This window comes from Kitasatospora sp. MBT63, from assembly GCF_000710465.2.
In the GTDB taxonomy this organism is placed as follows: Bacteria; Actinomycetota; Actinomycetes; order Streptomycetales; family Streptomycetaceae; genus Kitasatospora.
The window spans coordinates 20,916-36,543 of the sequence record NZ_JAIZ01000792.1 but is presented as its reverse complement, the minus strand read 5'-3'; the positions used below and the strand labels follow the sequence as shown (position 1 = coordinate 36,543).

14 protein-coding genes are annotated in these 15,628 nt (G+C 75.6%); 5 read left to right on the top strand and 9 right to left on the bottom strand.

The features are described 5' to 3' along the window. Positions 1-51: 51 nt before the first annotated feature. The 4 genes from AA75_RS41385 to AA75_RS41370 form a co-directional block, all read right to left on the bottom strand. Positions 52-978 (bottom strand): glyoxalase, encoded by a 927-nt coding sequence (locus tag AA75_RS41385; RefSeq protein WP_051814316.1) that lies wholly within the window; start codon positions 976-978, stop codon positions 52-54. A gap of 144 nt (positions 979-1,122) precedes the next feature. Then, on the bottom strand, positions 1,123-1,674 hold the full coding sequence (locus AA75_RS41380; RefSeq protein ID WP_033825665.1) for a Dps family protein: 552 nt from the start codon (positions 1,672-1,674) through the stop codon (positions 1,123-1,125). A gap of 13 nt (positions 1,675-1,687) precedes the next feature. Continuing rightward, positions 1,688-2,413, bottom strand: coding sequence for an alpha/beta fold hydrolase (locus tag AA75_RS41375; RefSeq protein ID WP_033825664.1), 726 nt, complete (start codon positions 2,411-2,413; stop codon positions 1,688-1,690). A 73-nt stretch (positions 2,414-2,486) separates the two neighbouring features. Further along, positions 2,487-3,461 (bottom strand): alpha/beta hydrolase, encoded by a 975-nt coding sequence (locus tag AA75_RS41370; protein WP_033825663.1) that lies wholly within the window; start codon positions 3,459-3,461, stop codon positions 2,487-2,489. 245 nt (positions 3,462-3,706) lie between these two features. On the opposite strand from AA75_RS41370, the gene AA75_RS53855 reads away from it, so the two are divergent. Further along, positions 3,707-6,031 (top strand): helix-turn-helix domain-containing protein, encoded by a 2,325-nt coding sequence (locus tag AA75_RS53855; protein WP_051814314.1) that lies wholly within the window; start codon positions 3,707-3,709, stop codon positions 6,029-6,031. On the opposite strand, the gene AA75_RS41360 is transcribed toward AA75_RS53855, so the two are convergent. The 5 genes from AA75_RS41360 to AA75_RS41340 all read right to left on the bottom strand — a co-directional run bounded on the left by AA75_RS41360 (position 6,025) and on the right by AA75_RS41340 (position 11,595). Continuing rightward, a complete protein-coding gene (locus AA75_RS41360; RefSeq protein WP_051814312.1) occupies positions 6,025-7,017 on the bottom strand; it encodes a helix-turn-helix domain-containing protein in 993 nt (330 codons plus the stop codon). The genes AA75_RS53855 and AA75_RS41360 overlap by 7 nt on opposite strands. A 99-nt stretch (positions 7,018-7,116) precedes the next feature. Next, a complete protein-coding gene (locus AA75_RS41355; protein WP_063794547.1) occupies positions 7,117-8,175 on the bottom strand; it encodes an alpha/beta hydrolase in 1,059 nt (352 codons plus the stop codon). 177 nt (positions 8,176-8,352) lie between these two features. Continuing rightward, entirely contained in the window at positions 8,353-9,324 is a 972-nt protein-coding gene (locus AA75_RS41350) for a helix-turn-helix domain-containing protein (RefSeq protein WP_033825662.1), read from the bottom strand. Between the two features lie 567 nt (positions 9,325-9,891). Further along, positions 9,892-10,917 (bottom strand): alcohol dehydrogenase, encoded by a 1,026-nt coding sequence (locus AA75_RS41345; protein ID WP_033825661.1) that lies wholly within the window; start codon positions 10,915-10,917, stop codon positions 9,892-9,894. Between the two features lie 63 nt (positions 10,918-10,980). Beyond that, positions 10,981-11,595, bottom strand: a complete 615-nt coding sequence (locus tag AA75_RS41340) for a DUF1269 domain-containing protein (RefSeq protein ID WP_063794546.1) — start codon at positions 11,593-11,595, stop codon at positions 10,981-10,983. Between the two features lie 311 nt (positions 11,596-11,906). On the opposite strand from AA75_RS41340, the gene AA75_RS41335 reads away from it, so the two are divergent. From AA75_RS41335 to AA75_RS41320, 4 genes are all read left to right on the top strand, one after another. Continuing rightward, positions 11,907-13,034: a nucleotide disphospho-sugar-binding domain-containing protein gene (locus AA75_RS41335; RefSeq protein ID WP_033825660.1), complete on the top strand. Its 1,128-nt coding sequence runs from the start codon at positions 11,907-11,909 to the stop codon at positions 13,032-13,034. A 140-nt stretch (positions 13,035-13,174) separates the two neighbouring features. Continuing rightward, positions 13,175-13,873 carry a hypothetical protein gene (locus AA75_RS41330; RefSeq protein WP_033825659.1) on the top strand — a complete coding sequence of 233 codons (699 nt, stop codon included), beginning with the start codon at positions 13,175-13,177 and terminating at the stop codon, positions 13,871-13,873. Between the two features lie 167 nt (positions 13,874-14,040). After that, on the top strand, positions 14,041-14,937 hold the full coding sequence (locus AA75_RS41325; protein ID WP_033825658.1) for an MEDS domain-containing protein: 897 nt from the start codon (positions 14,041-14,043) through the stop codon (positions 14,935-14,937). Beyond that, complete coding sequence (locus tag AA75_RS41320) at positions 14,934-15,443, top strand: hypothetical protein (protein ID WP_051814309.1); 510 nt, start codon at positions 14,934-14,936, stop codon at positions 15,441-15,443. Before AA75_RS41325 ends, AA75_RS41320 begins: the two co-directional genes overlap by 4 nt. Positions 15,444-15,628: the final 185 nt, after the last annotated feature.

The following is a 15,628-nucleotide window of genomic DNA, read 5'->3' as shown; positions in this document are numbered from 1 at the left end:
GCGGCTCGGGGTGGGGGCGAGGTTGGGCGACGCGTGGCGGCGCGCCGCCGGTCAGTGCCCCGGGTGCGGGTCGTGGATCTCGGCCACGTAGCCGCCGGGGAACTGCACCAGGGCGGAGTCCCGGTCGGCCGTCGTCCGCGGCCCCCACAGGACCTGGGCGCCGGCCGCCCGGGCCCGGGTCAGCGTCGTGGCCAGGTCGTCGACCTGGTAGCCCGTCAGTTCCCGGCCGAACGGGTGGGGCAGGTGCCCGTCCGTGGCCTGGACCACGGTGTCCCCGAACGGACCGGTGATCCTGATCCGGTGGTAGGTGGTGCCCGGCATGCCCAGTTCCGCTCCCGGCGCCCGGGGGTCGTCGGAGACCACCCGGCCACCGGTGAAGCGCAGGTAGCTGTGCAGGAAGGCGCGCAGCGAGCCGGGTGGGACGTACAGCCGGTTCTCCGGCACCGTCGCCGACGGCGGGTAGGAGGGCGGCGTGGTGTGCCAGTACAGCTGGGCGTCGATGCCGCCGGGGAACCGGATGACGGCGTCCCGCCCGATCGGGTCGTCGAACGGGGCCACCACGACGCCGGCACCGGCCTCCTCGGCCCTACGGACCCCCCGGTCGAGGTCCTGGACCAGCCAGCCGGTGCGCTCCGCGCCGAACGGGTAGGGCACGGGTGTCACGTAGTCGAAGACCGAGAGCGTGCCGGCCGGTGAGAGGACCAGCTGGGAGTAGGTGCTGCTCGGGGTGGGCGTGACGGTGACCAGCGCCTTCGGGGTGTGGCTGCCGCCGAACGTGGCCTCCCAGCTGGTGACGAAGGCGTCCATGGAGCCCGGGGTCACGTACACGTGGGTGGTGTCGTACTGGGTGCCGACCGCGAGGGCCGTTCCGGCGGCGGGTGCGGCCTGCGCGGGCGGCCCGGTCGTGGCCGAGCCGACCGCGAGCAGCGCGGCGGCGACCGCCGCGGCCCGCAGCCGCACGGCGAGGCGTGAACGCATGGGTGTTCCTCCTGAGGGGATGGGGTGGTGGCCGGACGGTGTCGGCGGTCACCGGCCGGCCGGCCCGGTTCGGCGTCCCGGTCGGTGAGTTCGGACCCGGCGCCGCGGCTCGACGGGGACGGACGGTGACGGTGGTGCGGCCGCTCAGCCGGTCCGGGGGGCGGCCACGAGGTGCTCGGCGAGGAACCAGACCTGGGTCTCGCCGGTGCGGACGACCTGGGAGACCAGGAGGTCCTGGGTGCCGTCGTCGCCGAGCTGCGCGGTCCGGCCGGCCGCGTCGCGGGCCTCGGTGAGGATGGTCTCGTGGGCGTCGAGGAGCCGCGAGAGCATCGCGGGCACGGACTCGACCCCGTCCGGCGGACGCGGTACGCCGGTGATCTCGGCGGCGTGGCGGGGGTCGCCGACCGGGACGCCACCCAGGGTCCGGACGCGCTCGGCCAGCACGTCGACCAGGTCCAGCTGCTCCCGGGCGTGCTTGTCGAGGAGCAGGTGCAGTTGGTAGGAGGTCGGGCCGTGCACGTTCCAGTGGTGCTTCTTGTAGAGGGCGTACAGGAAGTGGGTGTCCGCGAGGAGGCGGTTGAGCCGCTGGCACGCGTACTGCCGGGCGTCGTGGGACAGTGCGATCGGCAGCTGGGTGACGGTCCCGAAGGACTGGATCTCGGGATCGTGCTGGTGGAGGCGCGGTTGGGTGCTCATGGGTCTCTCCCGGTCAGCCGGTGACGGCACGGACGGCGGTGCGGATCAGGTCGGCGACCCGTTCGGGGTGGGCCAGCATGACCAGGTGCGAGGAGTCGACCTCGACGGTGGTCATCCCGGCGCGCCGGTAGCCGTACCGTTCGACCTCGGGGTTGATGGTCCGGTCGGCGGTACAGACGAGCCCCCAGGAGGGCTTGTCCTTCCACGCGGCGACCGGTGCGGCCTCGCCGAAGGCCGCGGCGGCGAGCGGGCGCTGCGAGACCGCGAGGACGCGGGCCAGTGCCGGGTCGACGTCCGCGGCGAAGATCGCCGGGAAGCGGTCTGTCTCGACCGAGACGTCGGTGCCCTGCTCGTCCGTGCCCGGCAGCGGGAACGGCGTGTACACCAGCGCCGAGGCGAGCTCGGAGGCGGGGAACCGGCCCTGCAGCCCGCCCAGGCTCTCCCCCTCCTCCAGCGCGTAACCCGCCAGGTACACCAGCGCCTTGACGTTCTCCTCGGCTCCGGCCACGGTGATCACGGCGCCGCCGTACGAGTGGCCGACCAGCACGACCGGCCCGGGGATCTGCCGGACCACCGACGCGAGGTGGGCGGCGTCACCGGTCAGGCTGCGGTTGGGCACCGCCGGTGCCAGCACGTTCAGCCCGTCGTCCAGCAGCGCGGGAACGACCCGGGCGAAGCTGGAGGCATCGGCGAAGGCACCGTGCACGAGCACGACGGTGGGGGTGTCGTTCGTCGTCATTCCTCTGTCCTCGGGGAGGGTTGGCCGCGCCGGTGGTCCCCGGCGCGGCGGTCTACGGCTCGGTGGCGGGCGGTCAGGCAGTCCGCAGCGCCTGACGCAGCGTCTGGACCGCCAAGGTGATGGCGCCCTGCGCGGAGTTCGAGGGGCGCAGCGCGTTGAGCATCACGAAGTCGTGGATGGTGCCGAGGAACCGGACGGCGGTGACCGGAACGCCGGCCTGGCGCAGCTTGCCCGCGTACGCCTCGCCCTCGTCGCGCAGCACGTCGGCCTCGCCGGTGATGACCAGCGCCGGCGGCAGCCCGGTGAGCTGCTCGGTGGTGGCGCGCAGCGGCGAGGCGGTGATCTCGGCGCGCTGGGCGGGGTCGGTGGTGTACTGGTCCCAGAACCACTGCATGGCGTCGCGGCGCAGGAAGTAGCCCTCGGCGAACTGGTGGTAGGACGGCGTGTCGAAGGCGGCGTCGGTGACCGGGTAGAACAGCACCTGCAGCACCAGCGGGACGTCGCCGCGCTCCTTGGCCATCAGCGTCAGCGCGGCGCTCATGTTGCCGCCCACGGAGTCGCCGGCGACGGCCAGCCGGGACGCGTCCAGGCCCTCGGTGTGTCCGTCGGTGACGATCCAGCGGGCGACGGCGTAGTTCTGCTCGATGGCGACCGGGTAGCGCGCCTCGGGCGACAGGTCGTACTCCGGGAAGACGACGGCGGCCTGCGCGCCGACGGCCAGCTCGCGGACCAGGCGGTCGTGGGTGCGGGCGTTGCCGAAGACCCAGCCCGCACCGTGGATGTAGAGGACGACGGGGAGCGGGCCGGTGGCCCCGGCGGGGCGCACGATGCGGGCGCGGACCCGGCCGGTCGGGCCGCCCGCGACCTCGATCCACTGCTCGTCGATCTCCGGCTGGGCGATCTCTCCGGACTGCACCTCGTCGACCGCCGCGCGGCCCTCGGCCGGGCCCAGGTCGAACAGGTAGGGCGGGTTGGCGGTGGCCTCGGCGAAGGCCCGGGCCTCGGGCTCCAGGGTCGGTCCGGCGTCGGCGGTGTTCTGGTCGGACATGTCGTCACCTCGGGGTCTCGTGGTCCGGTCGGATGCCCCTCAGGCTAGGAACGCGCAGGTCCGAGGGGTGTGCCGACGGCGCACCGCCTCCGGTCGATCCGCGCACCCGACCGGCTCCGGTCGGCTCCGGTCGGCGCCCCGGCCCGGGACCGCCGGTCGCCGACGGTTCGGTTCGAATTTCCACTTCCCCGGCCCGAAGCGGTAGGAATGGGGCGAATGACCTCGGCGGACCGGGCGGGAGTGCGATGGGCGACGCGAGCGGGACCCGGTTCGGTCGGATGCTGCGGGCGCTGCGGCAGGCCCGCGGCCTGACGATCGAGGAACTGGCGGAGGTCTCCGGCGTCTCCGGCCGGGCGATCGGCGACATGGAGCGGGGGCGGAGCCTGCGACCGCAGCGCGGCACCGTGACCGCGATCGCGCAGGGACTCGCACTGGACGAGGCCGCCCACGCCGAGTTGCTGGCGGTCGCCCGGGCCGGACGGACGGACGGCGGGCCGGCCGCCCTCAAGGCGCCGCCGTGCGCGCTGCCCAGGGGCGTCCGGGACTTCGTCGGCCGCCGGGCGGAGCTCGCCGTGCTGCGCGGCCTCGCGCGCGGGCCGGGGTCCGCCGGCCCGGACGCGGGCACCGCGGCTCCGCCGGTGGCGGTGGTGTTCGGCGCCCCGGGCAGCGGCAAGACCTCACTGGCCGTCCGGCTGGCCGAGCAGCTCGCACCGGAACTGCCGGACGGCGCGTTCCTGCTGGACATGCAGGGGCTGGACGCGCAGCCGCTGTCGCCGCAGGCGGCGGTGGTGCGCCTGCTGGCGGCGTGGGGCGCGGGTGACCAGGACCTGGTGCAGCTGGGCCCGGAGGAGCGGCGCGCCCGCTACCAGGCGGTCGCGGGCGGGCTCCACGGGGTCCTCGTGCTGGACAACCCGGGCCACGAGGCCCAGGTCAGGCCGCTGCTGCCGCGCGAGGGACGGCTCCTGGTCGTGGTGACGAGCCGCCACACCATGGCCGGTCTGGAGGGGGTGCAGCGGCTGGAGCTGCCCGTGCTCGATCCGCCGGAGTCCGGGTCCCTGCTGCGGGCCGTGGTCGGCGCGGGCCGGGTGGACGCGGAGCCCGACGCCGCCCGGACCATCGCCGAGCTGTGCGGCCATCTGCCGCTCGCCGTGCGGGTCGCCGCGAACTGGGCCGCCACCCGGACGAACTGGAGCCTGCAGCGGCTGGCCGCCCGGCTCGCCGACGAGGACCGCCGGCTGGACTCGCTGAGCGCGGGTGACCTGCGGGTCAACTCGGCGTTCTCGCTGTCCTACTCGCGCCTCGCCCCGGCGGCGGCCCGGATGTTCCGGCTGCTGTCGCTGGTCCCCGGGCCGGACTTCGGGCTGCCGCTGGCGGCCGTCCTCGCGCAGGTCCCGCTCTTCGACGCCGAGGACCTGCTGGAGGAGCTGCTGGAGGCCGGTCTGCTGATGACCCATCGCGAGGACCGGTACCGCCTGCACGACCTGCTCCGCCTGTACGCCAGGGCGCAGCACCGCCAGGAGGACGGCCCGGAGCGGTCGCAGGCCGCCGGCTCCCGGCTGCGCGGCTGGCTGCTGGAGACCGCCGCCACCGCCGGCCGTCGGCACGGGCCGGACCACGGCGCGCCGGCTCCGGCCGCCGGGTGGCCGGCCGGCCCGGACGGCCCCGAGCAGGCGATGGCCTGGCTGAGGGCGGAGCGCGCCAACTGGCTGGCCGCCTTCCGGGAGGCCGCCGGGCTCGGTGAGCACGCCGCGGTCAGCGGGATCGGCGAGGCGATGCGCCTGGTCTCCGACAACTGGGTGTCCGCCGACCACTGGGTCGAGGTGTTCGGCGCCGCGGCCGGGGCCGCCGCCGCCCTCGGCGAGCCCGCGCTCCGGGCCAGTCACCTGAACGACCTCTCCTGGGCGTACTGGGTGGGCGAGGGCCGCCGCGAGGACGCGCTCGCCGCGGCGACGGCCGCGCTCGACCTGGCCCGGTCCTGCGGCGACCTGGCCCAGCAAGCCCGGGCGCACAACCGGTTCGGTGTGCTGGACGCCGCCGCCGGTGACGTCTCCTCGGCCGCCGACAGCTGCCGCCGGGCGATGGACCTCTTCATGGCGGCGGACGACGTCAACGGCTTCCTGCCGGCCTGCAACATGAGCCTGCGGCTGCTGGAGATGGCCGGCCGTTTCGAGGAGGCCGTCGCGACCCACCGGGAGGTCATGGCGGTCCTCGCCGACCCGCGCTACGCCGACCGGATACCGGAGAGCGTCCGGGGCATCACCACGATGATCGCCGCGTACTACCTGTCCCTGGTCCACCTGAACCGCGGGGACTGGGCCGAGGCCGTAGCCACCCTGCGCCCGACCCGCGGCCAGTTCGAGGCGCGCGGCTACCACCGGGTGGCGGCCAAGGCCCACCTGCACCTGGCCCACGCGCTCGCCCACCGCCGTGAGGACGAGGCGGCCGCCGCCGAGTACCGCACCGTGCTCACCTTCGCGGACCGGGTCCCCGCCGAGCTGGTCGAGCAGGCGCGGAGCGCGCTCGCGGACGTCGCCGCCGGGACTCCCGCACCGCCGACCCGGTTCTACTGACAGGCGGCCGGCCGGACCGCGCTCACGGCGGGGCAGGCGCCCGCGTCCTCGCGCCACTCGCGCGGGGAGACCCCGTAGGCGGCCCGGAACGCCCGGCTGAAGTGACTGGCGCTCACGAACCCCCAGCGGCCCGCGACCGCCGCGACCGTCGCCCCGCCGGCCGCCGGGCGGGCGAGGTCGCGCCGGGCCATGTGCAGCCGCTGCCGCTGGATCCAGCGGGCCACCGTGACGCCCTCGAAGTGGAAGAGCTTGTGCAGGTGGCGCACCGACACGTGGTGGGCCGCCGCGATCCGCTCCGGCGACAGGTCCGGGTCGCCCAGGTGACGCAGGATGTGGTCCTTGACGCGCGCCAGGGTGGCACCGGCCGCCTCGGGTGCGTCCGGTACCGACCGCCCGCGGCGCTCGTGGGCGAGCACCGCGAGCAGGTCCAGGGCCGTGGTGGCGAGCCGGCCGGCCACGTCCGGCTCCAGGGTGCCGGCGGACCGGGCCAGGCGTTCCAGGTAGGCGGCCACCAGTGCGGCGGTGCCGTCGCCGGTGTCGAAGGCCGTCGCGGTGAGCACCCGCAGGTCCTCGTCGGACACGCCCACCGCGGCGCGCGGCCAGTGGAAGGCCGTGAAGGTGAAAGGCTCCGGCAGTTCCTTGGCGAACGGCCGCCCGGCGTCGGAGATCGCGAAGGTGCCGGGCCGCAGCAGGACCTGTCGGCCCTCCTGCACGAGCCGGGCGGTGCCGCGGTGCTGGAGCGCCAGCGTGAGGTGGTCCTCCCCGCCGCGGGCGATCAGCCCCGCACTGCGGGCCACCCGCTGCGGACCGGCCTCCACCACGGAGACCTGGAGGGCGCCCACCCGTTGACTGGTGATGGTCGCGGCGGCGGGCGCGCGCTCGAGCAGGGACACGTCCAGCGGGACGAAGGTGTGGGAGACCGCCTCGTGCCAGTACTCGGCCCGTTCGGCGGACGGGACCGGGGCGGTGTCGAGAACGACGGACATCGGCGCTCCTCGGCGGGCGTTCGGGCGCACCGGACGGCGGGTCCGGTGTCGCGGGGAGTGGGGAGGGCGCCAGGTGCCCCGCACCTGCCGCCCGCTCCATCACACCGCGGGCCGCCGCCGCGGACCAGGAAGAACAACAGGAGGAAATGCCCGTCCCGGCCGCCGAGGTCCGCCCCGGCTACGGACCGCGGTGCAGCGCCAGGTGTACCGTGTCGACGGCCTGGCGGTGGCGGTGGGGTGGACCGCGTCGAGCAGGAGGAAGCCGTGCACGGCGCCCTGGTAGCGGGTGGCCACCACCGGGACACCCGCCACCCGGAGCCTGGCCGCGTAGGCCTCGCCCTCGTCGCGCAGCACATCGGCCTCGGCGGTGACCACGAGCGCCGGGGGAAGTCCGGCGAGTTGGGCCGGGGTGGCGCGCAGCGGCGCGGCGGTGGCCTCCCGCCGCCGCCGCGTCTCGGGCAGGTAGTCGTCCCAGAACCGGCGCATGTGGTCCCGGTGCAGGAAGTAGCCGGTGGCGAACCGCCGGTAGGACGGGGTGTCGAAGTCCGCGTCGGTCACCGGGCACAGCAGCACCTGGTGCACCAGCCGCAGGTCGCCGCGCTGCCGGGCCAGCAGCGTCAGGGCGGCCACCAGGTTGCCCCCCGCGCAGTCGCCGACGGCGGCGATCCGCCCGCCCGCCAGGCCGATCTCGTGGCCGTGCGCCTGGATCCAGCGGGCCACGGCGTAGCACTGCTCGAGGGCCACCGGGTAGCGGGCCGCGGGGGCCCGGGCGTAGTCGACGTACACCACCGCGGCGTCGCTGCCCAGCGCGAACTCGCGGACCAGCCGGCCGTACGCGGCAGCGTCCCCGAGCGACCAGCCGAGGCCGGGCAGGAACAGCACCACGGGGCTCGGCTCGGCGGCCCCGGCGGGTCTGGTCACCTGGACGTGCACCCGCCCGGTGGGTCCGCCGGGCAACGCGAGCCACTCCGCGGTGGTGCCGTACGGATCGTCCGGGTCCCCGGCGGCCGGCGCGGCCGGGTCCGCCGCACCGCCGGGCGCGAGGAGGGAGAGGTCCGGGAGGTCCGCCGCCGCCCGGGTGGCGGAGGCGTCCAGGAACGCCTGGAGCGCCGGGTCGAGCGCCGGCCGCCGGCCGTGCGAGGGGGTGGTGTCGGACAACTCTGCGCTCCTGGGGTGATCGGACGGCACGACGGCGCAAGGCGCCCGCCGGGACGGGACCCGGTTCCCACCGGGAGTGCCGTGCCGTCCCGCGCACACGCCGCTCGACCGTACTGCCGGGGACGGCGGCCGAGTGGTCCGTCCGTGCACGGATCCGGGCCGCCGGCGAACGGGCCGTCAGCCGGCCTCCGGGGCCCCCAGCGCCCGCCACTCGCGCGGCGAGACCCCGTAGGCGGCCCGGAACGCCCGGCTGAAGTGGGCCGGGTTGACGAAGCCCCACCGCTGGGCGACCACCGACACCGTCGGGGCGGTCCGGCCGCGGCGCCCCAGCTCCCGGGCGCAGGCCTCCAGCCGGCGCTGCTGGACGAGCCGGCCCACCGTCACCCCCTCGCCCTCGAACAGCCGGTGCAGGTACCGCACGGAGATGTGGTGGGCCCGGGCGATCGTCTCGGGCGACAGCTCCGTGTCGCCCAGGTGACGGTCGATGTGTTCCCGTACCCGGCGCACCAGGTGGTCGTTCGGGGTTCCGGGCCCGCCGGCCGGCCGCGCGGCGGTCAGCTCGGTGACGAGGGTGCTCACCAGGTCGGCGACGCTGCCGGCCAGCCGGTCGCCGACCGGCGCGGAGTACCCGTGCGCGGACGCGGCGAGGGTGGCGAGGAAGGGCAGCAGCACCGACCCGCACCCCTGCGCCGGGCCGACGGCCGTTCCCGCCACCTGCCGCAGCTCGCGCTCCGGTACGCCCAGCAGCCGGCGCGGCAGGTGGAACAGGTGCGTGCGGAAGCGCTCCGGGTAGTCGACGGTGAAGGGCCGGGCCGCGTCGTACAGGAGGAGCCCGCCGGCCGGCGCCTCGGCCCGGCGCCCGTCCTGCTCCAACACGGCCCGGCCCGCCACCTGCAGCCCGACCCCCACCTGCGGCTCGGTCCGCGGCGCCCGGGCGATCAGCGCCGCCGTGCGGACGACCCGCGCCGGGTCCGCCTCCAGTGTGGAGATCCGGACGTACCCGAGCCGGTGCGACTCCACGCGTCCGTCGAAGGGAGTCCCGGTGCGCGGGACCACCTCCACCGGGACCAGGGTCCGCGACACCGCCCCGCTCCAGACCGCCGCCCGCTCGTCCTCGGGAACCGACCCGGACGTCACCTTCGAGCCCACCTGACCGTCCTTCCGTCGTCACTCCGCGACATCAGCCTGATCCGTCGACCGGCCTGCCCGGTAGGTCATCCGGCTGCCCGGCCGCCGCGGTGCACCGTGGGACCGGCACCGTGCACGCCGAGCACAGATCCGGACCGGGCCCGCCGGGCGCCGGCCGCCGCCCGGGGCAGAGGTGCGACCCGACCGTCCGGGGTGACGGCCGGAGCAGGTGGCCGATCTCCTTGGCGCAGCAGGACGGCGGAGCCACCCGCAGCGCCGGCCCCGGGGCGGGCCGCGGTCAGCGGCTCCGTCTCCCGCTGCCGACCGACCGGTACCGGGCCCCGCCTGTCGTCAGGCCCTCGGGCCGCGGCCGTCGTCCGTCGTCCCTCGTCAGACGGAGATCCAGTAGTAGAGGCGGTCGCCGCGCCCGGCCGCGTCGCGGGCGATGCCGGTCAGCTCGCCAGGCGTGACATCCACGAGGACTGCCTGTGGCACAGCGGCCGGATCAACCCGCTGCGGTGCTACACGGTGGTGCACGCCGCCGAGAAGTGCCCGGGCCCCGCGTCCGGCAGGTGACCTCCGGCCGGCTCAGCCGGTGGTGACCACCATCCGGAACCGGGCGGCGCCGGCCATCATCCGGTCGTACGCCTCCGCCGTCCGGTCCAGCGGGACGGTCTCCACCGTCGGGCGGATCCCCTTCAGGAGGCTGAAGGCGAGCGTGTCCTGGACGTCCTGCGACGTGCCCGAGGGGTGACCGCGGATGACCCGGGCACTGAACAGGAGCTGGTTGGGGTTGATCCCCAGCGGGGTGGCGTCCGCGCCGATCACGACCAGCTCGCCGCGGGGGCGCAGTCCTTCGACCGTCGCCGTGATGGCCTCCGAGTTGGCCGCGGTGGCCAGCACGACCCGGGCACCGCCGAGCGACTGCAGCGCGTCCGCGACGCTGGTGGGCCCCGTGCTGTCGATGTAGTGGTGCGCGCCCAGCTTCATGGCGAACTCGGCCTTCGCGGCGCCGCGCGCGATGGCGACGGTCTCGTAGCCCATCGCGGCCGCGAACTGCACCCCGAGGTGGCCGAGCCCGCCGAGGCCGAGCACCGCCACCAGGTCACCGGGCTGGGCCGCGCTGCGCCGCAGTCCGTTGTAGGTGGTCACTCCCGCGCAACCCATGGGTGCGGCCTCGACCGCCGTCAGCCCGTCGGGGATCCGCGCCAATGCGTCGACGGGTGCGATCATCGCCTCGGCGTAGCCCCCGTCGTACGCCCAGCCGGGGACCTTCAGGTTCTGGCAGACCACGAAGTCGCCCTGGCGGCAGGGCGGGCAGTGGCCGCAGCTCCCGCCGAACCAGCCCACCGCCACCCGGTCGCCGACCTGCCAGCCGCGCTGGGCGGCGCCCTCGCCGAGTTCCTCGATGCGCCCGGCCACCTCGTGTCCGGCGACCAGCGGGAAGCTCACGCCGGGCAGCAGGGCGTTGATGAAGGCCGAGTCGCTGTGGCAGACCCCGCAGGCGTCCACCGCCACCCGTACGTGGCCGGGCCCGGGCCGTGGGACCTCCCGTTCCACCAGCTCGAACGGGCTGCCGAGCGCAGCGATCTGCGCAGCTCGATAGGTGCTCATCTGCCACTCTCCCGGATACACGTCCGATCGCCCCCTCGGACCAGCACACCAGCTCCCGCGCGATCACGCGCGCCGACCCGCACCGACCCGCGCAGGGCCCGTCGCCCGGGCGCGCGGCCACGGCGCAACCCACCCTCGGCGAGGACGAGTTGCCGTGGACCGGCCGGTTCGGGCGACCTCGGTGGCGGCCTGGCGGACCGCCGTGTCGAGGTCGCTCGCCCGCACGTCGAGCTCCTTGGCGATCTGCTTCACGGCGTTCAGCTCGGCCTTCTGCACCGCGTCCGCGATGGTGCTCGCGCCGACCACGACCAGGGCGGCCTGCCCCTCGTCGATGATCTCGCCGAACTCCTTGACGTCCGACCGCGACATCCCGCGCCACAGGTGCCCGCTCAGGCCGCCGACGGCGGCCCCGACGGCGGCCGTGCCGATCAGCGCCGGCGGGAACAGCAGGCCGACCACCGCGCCCGCGGCGGCCCCGCCCCAGGCCCCGTGCCGGGTGGCCGTCTCGTCCTTGTCGACGTGCACCTTTCCGGACTCGTCCTTGGTGACCACGGAGGCGTCGTAGCTCCCGACGGCGCCGATGGCGTGGAGCTCCTTGAGCACGTCGTAGTCGGTTCGCGCCGCCGCCTCGCTCGGGTAGGTACCGATGAAGAGGAAGACTGCATCGGGCTTGGCCATCGGGGCCCTCCTGTCCGGTCCGCCCGCGACGGCACCCCACGCGGTGCCGTCGCGGTTCACTGCCAGGATGCGGGCCGGCCCCGCGCGCCGCACGCCCGGCGGTCACCCACGGTCACGGGCTTCCCCTCGAGGGGCGCCGTACGCCGGCGCGAGGGCGGAGCACACCGGGCCGCCGCGGGCAAGGGCCGTACGAGAACGTCCGATTATCGATCACGCCGGGAACACTTCGTGAACGTCCGGCAGTTGACGGAGCGTCGGCGCTGCCGCGCCCTCCGATACCGAACCACTCGATGAACGGCCAGGAGATTCCCGTGCGCATACTCTTCACCGGTCCGGCCGCACCCAGCCACCTGTTCCCGATGGTGCCCACCGCCCAGGCCCTGCGGGCCGCCGGGCACGACGTCCTGTTCGCCTCCCCGAAGCCGTACGACCAGCTGCGGGCGGCCGGCTTCCCGATCGTCGAGATCGGCGACGGGGGGTCGCTGCGGGACTCCTTCGAAGCCGTGAACGGAGGGAAGGCCGGCTACGCCCGGCCCGACCTGGCCGAGGACCAGCTCCTCGACCTGGCCGCCGCCGCGTTCGCCCACGCCTCCCGCGCCACCGTGGACGGCCTGCTGGCCACGGCCTCCGCCTGGGAGGCCGACCTGCTGGTCCACGACTCCTGCCTGGCCTCCGCCCAGCTGGTCGCGGCCAAGCTCAAGATCCCGGCGGCGCTGCAGAACTTCGGCTTCACCTCCGGCCTGGATCTGGCCGCGCGGCTCGCCGGCCACTTCACCGAGTACTACGAGGCGCACGGCGTCGGCGCCCCCGCCGAGTCCACCCCGCTGAACATCGTGCCGGCCGCGCTCGGCGGCGACCCGGGGGGCCTGCGGATGCGCTACATCCCCTACAACGGCGGCGGTGTGGTCCCGGCGGAGCTGCTGCGCCGCAGCACCCGGCCGCGGGTCGCGGTCACCCTCGGCACGGTGATCACCGAGGTCGACGGTGTGGACGCCATCGCGCCGCTGATCGGGGCCGCCGCGGAGGTCGACGCCGACTTCCTGCTCGCCGTCGGCGAGGCCGACCTGACCCACCTGGGGCCCCTTCCGGCCAATGTCCACCCGCTCCCCTGGGTGCCGCTGGCCGAGCTGCTGCGGGTCTGCGACGCCGTGATCCACCACGGCGGCTCCGGCAGCACGCTGACCGGCCTGCAGGCCGGGGTGCCCCAACTCCTGCTCCCCCAGGGCGCCGACAACTTCACCGTGGCCGCCACCCTCACCGCCACCGGCGCGGCCCTGTCCACCGCCTCCGCCGAGGTCGACGCGCCGCTGCTCACCCGCCTGGTCACCGACCCGGAGCTGCGCGCCGCCGCCGTCCGTCTGCGCGCCGAGAACGACGCACTGCCCACCCCCGCGGCCCTCGTCCCCGCCATCGAGGCCCTCGTGACCGCACCCCGCTGACCCGCACCCGACCCGGGCGGACCGGCGGACGGCCGGGCCGCAGGTCCCCGGACCTGCGGCCCGGCCGTACGTGTCGGCGCCCGGCCCTAGGGTCGTGCCGACCGCCACCCCCTGCCGATACGACAAGGACACCCGACCCCATGACCTCGCCGACCTCGCCCGACCACGGCGTCGCCCTCACCGAGCGCGCCATCGCCGCCGTCGAAGCCGACCCGCACCGCCTCGTCCTCGGCCACCTCGAGGCCGCGGGCCCCTGGGTCGGCGCCACCCGCACACCGTTCCCCGCCGAGCTCCTGGCCACCGCCGCCTTCCCCGGCGGCCGCCCGCTTCCGCCGAGCCTGCGCCGGTGGCTCGGGTACGACACCGGCCTGCTGCGCCGCTTCGGCTGGTTCGGGGCCACCACCTGGTACACGCAGCCGGCCGGGGCGGCCGGCGCCGACCGCGGCTTCGAGCTGACCCCGCGCCCGCTCGGCGAGCTCGCCAGGGCCGAGTTCGGCGACGGCTGGGGATCGGTGTACGACGCGCTGTCGGACCGCTTCGACGAGTGTTTCCTGCTCCCCGGCGGCTCGGACTCGCGGCGGGTCCTCGCCACCGGCGAGCCCGACGCGTTCGGCGAGTACCCGGTGTTCGCCCTCGACATCGACGACCTGCCCTGCATCGAGCTGATGTACCCGGGCTTCGACGTCTACCTGGCCGACACCGCCGGTGTGATCTCCCGTCGGGGGAGCGGCTACTCGGCCCTGTCCGAGGACCCCCGCTACGCCGCCCGGATGCACACCCACGCCCGCAACGCCTTCGGCGGCGCGATGGCCGAGGAGTGCCTCGACCTGCCGTCCTGAGGCCGGCGCGAAGAGCCGAGCGGGCGGATCGAAAGCGGCTCATTCAGGCACTGTCCGGTCAGTTTCGACCTGATTGGCCGTCATGCCACCGGCGGGGCGGGTGAGTTCATAGGATCACTCGCACGTCCCCGCCGACCGGCAGGACGTTCCGGCGGGAAGGACCACAGGTGCCCACGGACTCCGCTGCCGCCTCCGCACACCGGACGATACCCGTTCTGCGGATGCGGCCCGGCGACCACGCCTACGCGGACTACGACGATGACGAGGGCCGCTGGGAGATCCTGGTCGCCTTCATCCACGAGGGGCTGGCCCGCGGCGAGAAGGTCACCGTCATGGCGGACCCCGCCGTTCCGCCTGCGGACGTCCACGAGCGGGTCCACGGACACCACGGCGGCGCCGAACCGGCCCTCCGGCGGGGCCAGCTGTCGTACACCAGCATGCGCGAGCTGATCGCCCCGGACGCGCGGTTCACCGCGGCCCGCCAACTGGGACGGCTCCAGGAGGAGACCGCGACCGCCCGGCAGCAGGGCTACACCGGGTTCCGCACCGTGATCGACATGGCCTGGGTCGCGGACCTGGGGATGGACATCGAAGGGGTGATGCACCGCGAGACCCACGCGCACGCCCTGTTCGCCGGCCGCGACTACGCGGAGATCTGCACCTACGACCGCCGGCGGTTCCACCCCGAGGTCCTCGACGCCATGCGCGAGGGCCACCCCGTGGCCCTGCTCGACCGCCTCGGGGCCCTGCACGTCGAGCGTGCCGAGGGATGGCTCGGCCTGGTCGGCGACGCCGATGTGACCACCCGTGCCCAGCTGCTCGCGGCGCTGCCGGCCGCCCTCGACGGCGCGGCGGGCGGCGACGGCCGGCTGACCGTCGACCTGACGGGCCTCTCCTTCCTCGGGTCCGACTGCGCGGTCTCACTGCTGGACGCCGCCCGCGCGCTTCCCCCGGGCGGCCCGCGGGTGGAGATCCGCTGCCTGCGGTTCCACGCCAGGGTGCTGGGCATGCTGGGCGCCCGCTCGGTCCCGCAGCTGACGGTGACGACGGTGGAGGACGCATGACGGACGACCACGTGACGGACGACCGGGTGACGGATGACCGCGTGACGGCGCCCGACGGGCTGGTGACGGATCAGCGCTTCGGCGCGGACGAACTCCCCGTCCTGCGCGCCGTCGTCACCCACTGTGCGACGCTCGCGGGTGCCGGGGTCGAGCACCGGGACCTGTTCGTGTTCGCCGTCCACGAGGTGGCCGGCAGCCTGGTGGCGGCCCCCGGCCCCGACGTCCGGGTGGTCATCAGCCGGCCGGACCCCGCCACCCTGGTCTGCCGGATCACCGAGGACGGACCGGGCGCCACCGATGGCGCACCGCGGTTGCGGTGGCCGGCCGGCGAGCTGGACGGGGCGCTGCGGGTCGACCGCCTTGCCGACCGGACCACCGTGACGCTGCGCCTCCCGGACGACCGGCCGGCGGGCGGACGGGCGGGCGGCGACCGTCCCGGCCCTCCCGGCAGGCGCAGCGGGCCCGGTCGGCACGGACGGCCCGCGGGCCCGCCCCGCCCGGAGTGACGCCCGGAACCGCCCGCGTCCCGCTCCCCGTCCCCGGATCCGCCGCCGGGCCCACCCCGGTGGCCACGCCGGAGCGGCCCGGTCGGCCGCCGCGTGCCCGCAGGTGTCGCGCCGCCTCGGGCGCCGCGGTGGGCGAAGCTGGGAGGGACAGCGGTCACGCGGGCGTCCGGAAGGTGGGAGAGGTG

What these genes read in the sequence shown, in the direction of transcription:
- AA75_RS41370 (WP_033825663.1), bottom strand. Translation starts at nt 3,461, where the DNA reads ATGTCCGACCAGAACACCGCCGACGCCGGACCGACCCTGGAGCCCGAG.
- AA75_RS41375 (WP_033825664.1), bottom strand. Translation starts at nt 2,413, where the DNA reads ATGACGACGAACGACACCCCCACCGTCGTGCTCGTGCACGGTGCCTTC.
- AA75_RS41340 (WP_063794546.1), bottom strand. Translation starts at nt 11,595, where the DNA reads ATGGCCAAGCCCGATGCAGTCTTCCTCTTCATCGGTACCTACCCGAGC.
- AA75_RS41385 (WP_051814316.1), bottom strand. Translation starts at nt 978, where the DNA reads ATGCGTTCACGCCTCGCCGTGCGGCTGCGGGCCGCGGCGGTCGCCGCC.
- AA75_RS41380 (WP_033825665.1), bottom strand. Translation starts at nt 1,674, where the DNA reads ATGAGCACCCAACCGCGCCTCCACCAGCACGATCCCGAGATCCAGTCC.
- AA75_RS53855 (WP_051814314.1), top strand. Translation starts at nt 3,707, where the DNA reads ATGGGCGACGCGAGCGGGACCCGGTTCGGTCGGATGCTGCGGGCGCTG.
- AA75_RS41320 (WP_051814309.1), top strand. Translation starts at nt 14,934, where the DNA reads ATGACGGACGACCACGTGACGGACGACCGGGTGACGGATGACCGCGTG.
- AA75_RS41345 (WP_033825661.1), bottom strand. Translation starts at nt 10,917, where the DNA reads ATGAGCACCTATCGAGCTGCGCAGATCGCTGCGCTCGGCAGCCCGTTC.
- AA75_RS41360 (WP_051814312.1), bottom strand. Translation starts at nt 7,017, where the DNA reads ATGTCCGTCGTTCTCGACACCGCCCCGGTCCCGTCCGCCGAACGGGCC.
- AA75_RS41330 (WP_033825659.1), top strand. Translation starts at nt 13,175, where the DNA reads ATGACCTCGCCGACCTCGCCCGACCACGGCGTCGCCCTCACCGAGCGC.